This window comes from Kocuria rosea (genome assembly GCF_023715525.1).
In the GTDB taxonomy this organism is placed as follows: Bacteria; Actinomycetota; Actinomycetes; order Actinomycetales; family Micrococcaceae; genus Kocuria; species Kocuria rosea_A.
On sequence record NZ_JAMBOG010000043.1, the window covers coordinates 1 to 5,900 of the forward strand.

Below are 5,900 nucleotides of genomic sequence, written 5' to 3' on the forward strand. Positions count from 1 at the left end.
CCCCCGGGGTGGTCTACGGCCCCGGGGCAGGCGGTGGCGTAGGCCACCCGGTGGCCGCCGGCCACGACGGCGCGCCCCCGGCGATCTCCCCGGATCCGAGCAAGCTCCTCCGCGGGGAGGCTGCCGGCGCCCCGCGCCCCACCGGACCCCCGCTCTCAGCGCGAGGCGCTGTGGCGGGACGGCCCACCAGGCCCCGGACCCCGGAGGACAGCAGGACGGCCCCGCACCGGCCAGGATGCGGGGCCGTCCAGAGGAAGTTACGGGCGCACGGTCCGACGACGGGCGACCACAACCCCACCGGCGACGGCGGCCAGTCCGGCCAGGCCCAGCGCGGCGGTCCCGGTGCTGGACTTCTCCGGGGCCACGGCCACCCCGGTGTCGGCGCCACCGACCGGCATCTGCTCCACCTGCGGGTCGGCGGGAACCTCACCGACGGGAGGCAGCGGAATGTAGGCGTAGTCGGGGTTCTCGCAGGCGGTCCCGTCCGCGTCGGGGTCCAGCTCCGGGGTGTAGCGCGGATCCCCGGCGGGGATGTTGTAGACCCCCGCGGCCGCGGCGGCATCACAGGTCTCGAACAGCGGAAACGACAGGGCGGAGGCCGGGGCGGCGGTCAGAACGGAGAATCCGACCGCAGCGACCAGGGCGGCGCCAGCAGCACTCTTCTTCATGGTGTCACTCGACTTTCATGAGGGGTGATGACCCTTGAACCGTACTCACGAACTGACTCACCAATGCAAATATGCGGTTTTTAACAACAGCCTGACGTGCACAGACAGGCGTTCGCCGGCTTCGGCTCCCCTTCCGCGCCGGTGCTGCACGCATCGGCCGCCGCGGCGGCCGCGGACGCCGCACCGATGTCGCACGGGTGCCCCGTCGACAGCGGGCGTCTCGACGTGGGCCCGGGCCCCGGCTGCGACACGGTTCGCGGCGGGCATGGCCGAGGAGGATGTGACCCTTGGGATCATGCCGAGGCCCTCCTGTGGCCCTCCGCCTCGGAGGGAGCATGTGCAGGACGCAGGGTGGAACCGCTCCGGTCGTGCGGCCGCCCGGAGCGGGCACGGGGCGACCAGGGCGATCCACCCGGCTAGGGCAGGTCCCTGACCGCCTGTCCCATGCGGGTGATCGCCTGGGTGAGGATGGTCTGTGAAGTGGCGAAGTTCAACCGCACGTGCCCGGCCCCGCCGGCGCCGAAGACGTGCCCGGAGCTCACGGCGACGCGGGACCGGTCGAGGAACATCTGGGCGGTGGCGGCCATGTCCGAGACGACCGCCAGCCCCTCGGGGTCCTGGCCGTTCTCCAGGCCCAACGGGCGGCAGTCCAGCCACGCCAGATAGGTGCCTTGCGGCGGGGTGTACCGCACGGCCGGCAGGTATTGGGCCAGCAGGCGGCTCAGCAGTGTCCGGTTGGCGTCCAGGCCCTCGAGGAGCGCGTCCAGCCACGCCTGCCCGGCGGTGAAGGCGGCGGTGTGGGCGATGACTCCCAGGTGGCTGGGGCCGTGGCTGACCTCTTCGGGCATGCGGTGCAGGTCCGCGCCCGCCTCCGGGCCGGCGAGGGCCACGGCGGCCTTGAGCCCGGCGAGGTTCCACCCTTTGGAGGCCGACATCAGCGCGAACCCGTCCTCCGCACCGGGCACGCTCAGATACGGGGTGAACCGGGCCCCGGACAGCACCAGGGGCGCGTGGATCTCGTCGGCGATCACCCGCACCCCGTGGCGGCGTGCCAGTTCGGCCACCGCGGCCAGTTCCTGGCGGGTGTGGACGGTCCCGGTGGGGTTGTGCGGGTTGCTCAGCAGGTAGGCGACCTTTCCCCCGTGCGCCCGGGCGCGCCAGAAGGCGGCCTCCAGGACGTCCAGGTCGATCCGGGAGTCATCGCCCAGCGGTGCTTCCACGACGCGGCGGGCGTCGTGGGCGACGAAGGCGTAGAAGGGGGCGTAGACGGGGGCGTTCACCACGACCGCATCCCCCGGATCGGTCACCAGGCGCAGCAGCTGGACCGCACCCATCATCACGTCCGGCACGAGCGCGGTGCGCTCCACAACGATCCCGTCCCACTGCCATCGCCGCGCCGCGAAGGCGCTCAGCGCCTCGGCGTAGTCGGTGCCGGCCGGGTATCCGGTGTCACCACGGTCGATGGCCTCATGCACGGCCTGGGCCACCGCCGGTGCCAAGGACACGTCCATCTCCGCCACCCACAGCGGCAGCACATCCCCGGGATGGGCGCGCCACTTGATGCTGGTGCGCCGGCGCAGCTGGTCCAGCGACAGTGTCTCCAGGGGATTCGGCAGTGCGTCCATCATCACGGATTCCTTCCTGGCCACCGAACCGATCGCCGGTGGAGGCCGACGATCATCGCGGACGAGGCCCAAGGCTTCACCGGCAACAATGCTACGACCCACCGCGGATGCCAGCCCCGCCGCCCGAACGCGTGCAGAGGACCCGGACGGCGGTGACCACCACACCGGGCGCCGCTGAAGCCATCACGGAGAGCTCCCCCGCTCCCCACTCCCACACCGGAGGACCACCGAGGTCCAGGGCCGCAGCGGCCACTCCACACCTCCCCCGGGGCACGGCGACCCCTACTTGGGCCGGTGGCCCGGGATCGCTCGTGCAGGAACACGACCCGCGCGCACGGGAACCCCCACTGCAACGCCGCGGCTCCATCAGCGACCCGGGATCTCAGCGGTCCCTCCCCTCGTGTCGGTACACTCTGGTTCTTCCCGTGCCGGCTTCTCGTGCACGGTCACACCATCTGCAGAAGGACCCGCCACATCATGGCCACCGACTACGACGCCCCGCGCACCCGGGACGAGGACGAGCCGGCCAACGAGTCCCTGGAAGCCATCCGAGCCCAGCGCAGCACCACCCAGACGGCGGTCATCGACCTGGAGGACACCGACACCGCCGAGGGCATCGACCTGCCCGGGGCGGACCTGTCGCACGAGGAGCTCACCGTGGCGGTGATCCCGGAGCAGGCCGACGAGTTCACCTGCGCCTCCTGCTTCCTGGTCCGCCACCGCTCCCAGCTCGCCCGCCAGGCAGGCGGGACCAGCTACTGCGGTGACTGCGAGTGCTGAGCACTTCCTGACCCGTTCTTGTTCGGCTGCTCGGGGAGCCGGTCAGCGCCCACCACCGGCGGCCACCGGACGCCGCCGCAGGGGTGCCGCGGAAGGTCGGCTTGTCGGTGGAGGTGGTGGAGCCCTGGCGGGTCCAGGGACCGGCGGCCCGGTCGGCGTGCGGCGCCGGTGCTGGCGAGGGGCACACCGGCAACACCGGCGCCAGGAGGCGGACAGCGCGCTGCCCTCGGCCACGGCCACCACCGCGCACCACCCCATGTGCCCGCCCGGCCCCGCCCCGGAAGCAACGACGGCACCAACCCTGCCCGCTGCGCGCTCGCCCCCAGGGGCGGGTGATCGACTCCACCGACCGGCCATGGCCCTCTGGGGCGGCGCCCACCGGGATCGCTCCACCGCCCCTCAGGACCGCTACGGGCAAGCCCCGGCCACCGCTCCGCGCACCTGACCATCACCTTCCTCGGGACCGGCGGGCTAGGTGGCGGCGTCGGTCCCGGCACGCACAGCTCGTCAGGCACCTTCCGCCTGCCCCTTGCCCGCAGGACAGCAGCCGCCCGCCGGCGACGCTTTCCGTAACCTGCGGCCGGGGAATGACCGCCGATGGTCCGCGAAACGCACACCGCGGTCCCCCAGTGGCGGACGGACCGCTCCTGTGCCGACGATAGAGCGGACCGGGGACATCGGGCCCGAGCCCGGGACAACGCCGTCCTGGGCCCGGGCGCGAGGGGGAGGTCACGGTGGGGGAACGGTGAGCAATGACACGGTGGGGGAACGGTGAGCCATGACGTCGTCGGGATGGGGCAGGCACGCCTAATCCACCGGGCCATGACCACGGCCGGGGCCGAGGGGATCCAGCTGTGGAGCGGGTGCGCCCGGCTCGACCGGACGCCACTGCGATCGACGTCGAGGCCCCCGTGCGTCACCGGCTGTGGTTGCCACCGCATCAGCAGCACTCGCCGGCACAGGCCGCCCACGAACCGCTCGTCTGCGCCTTGACACGCCGCCTTCCCGGCGTCGGAGCGGTGCTGCACCTCGGCCTCCGTCCCAAGGACGGCGCCCGCCCCGGGACACCGTTGCGCCGGGTCGGCGGCCGAGCCCGTGCACCGCGTCACCGGCCCGCGCCCCGCGCGCGTGCGGAGCAGGCGTCCGGGGGGCCACTGCCATCTCCCCGAGCCGGTGCCCGTCACGTCCAGTCCTCCCCGCGGCACCGGATCGTCCGATGCCCACCAGAACAAGGAACTCACCCATGCATCCCAAGCTCTCGGTGACCGTCCAGGTCGACCTCAGCGGACAGCACCTGACGCTGGCCGTCACCGGCACCCTGACCACGGCCAACCAGCAAGCCCTGCCTCCGCTGGTGGAGCGGGCCCGCACCGCGTTCCCGGCCGCGGCACTGACCGTGGACCTGCACCAGGTCCGGCTCGCAGAGGCCACCGCGATCGACCTGCTGGCCCACCGGCTCCAGCACGGGCACCCCGGCACCGGTCCCTGCGACACCGGCCCTACCGGCAACGCCACAGTGCGGATCACCGCACCGGCACGTCCGCACGAGGACACCGCCCCCCGGCGGCACCAGGAGTCCCCCGCCGTCCGCGGTGCCCGCCGCAGGGCATCCCACGGGGCGCGCCCCGCAACGGGCGTCACCGTCCCCCGGCGCCGCCCTGACCCGGCCCCCGCAGGAGGATCCCGGTGATCCGATGGACGGCCCAGGCCACGATCCGCACCACTCACCGGGTGGACGAGCCCACGACCATCGCCCTCGTCCACTCCCTCGCAAGCCGCGGCGGCCTCGCCCGCAGCAGCGGCGCCCCAGGGCTGTGCGTCCAGTTCGCGGTGCCGGCGGACACGCACGCCACCGCCTACGGGCTCGCCCTGGAGCTGTTGGCCACCGATGTGCTGCCCCTGGTGGAGGGGGCTTCCCTCACGGACCTGCGGGTCGTCGCCGGGCACCTCCGCCCCCGGCTCTCGGCCACCCGCGCCCCTGGCACCCCGACCACAACGCTCCCGGAAGAGCGCACCTCCAGCGGACCGGCCGGGGGATGAGCTCCCCGTCGGGGTCGACGCCGGCCGGGAGCCGAGCACTCCAGTGAACCGACCGGGCTGGGCGAAGAGCATGCCGCAGCCGGCCCGGTCACAGGCCCAGGGCGGCCGTCGCATCGTGTCCCCCGACCTGCCGCAGACCCGCACGAGACCCGGGTGTTCGCCCACCCCGCCAAGGGCGGCTCCGGGCAGCGAGAGCGCAGGAATTCCCCCGGGGATCGGACCGCGAAGTTCCTGCTCCACAGGTGCGTGGGGGTCAGCTGCGTGGTCGCCCGCGACATGGCGGAGCACTCCTCGACGTCCTCCCACCTCGCCAGCGGCGCCGCCCACCGAGGGCCTCGCCGGCGGGTCCATGCGGGGTCACCGGGCCAGCGCAGGCCACCGACCCCATCGGGACATGGGCGACCGCGTCGCCGCGGGCGCGGGTGGGCAGGCGCCACCGGGCACTGAGGATCTGCGGCCGGTGCGCCCCGGTACGGGACGGGGCAGCCCGGTGATCGGGGCCGAGCGGCCACGCCGTCCGGTGGTCGGCGGACACGCCCTCGGCCTCAGGTGGTGGGGGTGAGGGTGCGTCCCAGGAAGGCGCGCAGCACCCCGGCCGCCTCCCGGCGGGCGCGCGGGTCCGGGGCCCCGGGAAGCGCCTGGCTCGCCGGCAGCAGCCCCTGGTGGTGGCCGTGGAGCACCAGCAGGGCCGCCACGGCCTGCGCCAGCTCGTCACCGGTCGCCGCGGTGGCCTCCAGGACCCGCTGGTGGGCCGCGCGCAGCACCGGCCCCGGGCAACACCCCAGGT

Annotated in this window: 5 protein-coding genes and 1 pseudogene; 3 read left to right on the forward strand and 3 right to left on the reverse strand. The window is 73.9% G+C overall.

Annotated elements, in window-relative coordinates; genetic code table 11:
• Window positions 1-257 precede the first annotated feature (257 nt).
• Window positions 258-668: an excalibur calcium-binding domain-containing protein gene (locus tag M3185_RS16750; RefSeq protein ID WP_251334813.1), complete on the reverse strand. Its 411-nt coding sequence runs from the start codon at window positions 666-668 to the stop codon at window positions 258-260.
• A 416-nt stretch (window positions 669-1,084) separates the two neighbouring features.
• Complete coding sequence (locus M3185_RS16755; RefSeq protein ID WP_251334814.1) at window positions 1,085-2,296, reverse strand: MalY/PatB family protein; 1,212 nt, start codon at window positions 2,294-2,296, stop codon at window positions 1,085-1,087.
• 474 nt (window positions 2,297-2,770) lie between these two features.
• Between M3185_RS16755 and M3185_RS16760 the strand changes: the two genes are divergently transcribed.
• From M3185_RS16760 to M3185_RS16770, 3 genes are all read left to right on the forward strand, one after another.
• Window positions 2,771-3,073 (forward strand): DUF4193 domain-containing protein, encoded by a 303-nt coding sequence (locus tag M3185_RS16760; protein ID WP_251334815.1) that lies wholly within the window; start codon window positions 2,771-2,773, stop codon window positions 3,071-3,073.
• 1,243 nt (window positions 3,074-4,316) lie between these two features.
• Complete coding sequence (locus M3185_RS16765) at window positions 4,317-4,763, forward strand: hypothetical protein (RefSeq protein WP_251334816.1); 447 nt, start codon at window positions 4,317-4,319, stop codon at window positions 4,761-4,763.
• Window positions 4,760-5,113, forward strand: coding sequence for a hypothetical protein (locus M3185_RS16770; protein WP_251334817.1), 354 nt, complete (start codon window positions 4,760-4,762; stop codon window positions 5,111-5,113). Before M3185_RS16765 ends, M3185_RS16770 begins: the two co-directional genes overlap by 4 nt.
• A 545-nt stretch (window positions 5,114-5,658) precedes the next feature.
• Here the strand turns inward: M3185_RS16770 and M3185_RS16775 are convergent.
• Window positions 5,659-5,900: pseudogene (locus M3185_RS16775) on the reverse strand (response regulator receiver protein); the annotation flags it as partial.